The 375-nt window shown below is 58.9% G+C and carries 1 protein-coding gene; it reads right to left on the bottom strand.

The annotated features are described in order from the left end of the window. Positions 1-375, bottom strand: a 375-nt coding sequence (locus G9G53_RS25775) for a hypothetical protein (protein WP_238796328.1), incomplete at both ends; no start/stop codon positions are given.

A 375-nucleotide genomic window follows, 5' to 3' on the forward strand; every position in this document is an offset into this window, starting at 1 on the left:
TTGCACGCCTTGAACTCCTTGAGGTCCTTGGTCGCCTTGTACGCCCTGAACACCCTGAGGTCCTTGGTCGCCTTGCACGCCTTGAACTCCTTGAGGTCCTTGGTCGCCTTGGGCTCCTTGAACACCCTGAGGTCCTTGGTCGCCTTGGACGCCCTGAGGTCCTTGGTCGCCTTGAACTCCTTGAACACCCTGAGGTCCTTGGTCACCTTGCACGCCTTGAACACCTTGAGGTCCTTGGTCGCCTTGCACGCCTTGAACGCCTTGAGGTCCTTGGTCACCTTGGGCTCCCTGAACACCCTGAGGTCCTTGGTCGCCTTGTACGCCCTGAACACCCTGAGGTCCTTGATCGCCTTGGACTCCTTGAGGTCCTTGAAC

Source organism: Paenibacillus sp. EKM206P (assembly GCF_011066155.1).
Taxonomy (GTDB): Bacteria; Bacillota; Bacilli; order Paenibacillales; family Paenibacillaceae; genus Paenibacillus; species Paenibacillus polymyxa_D.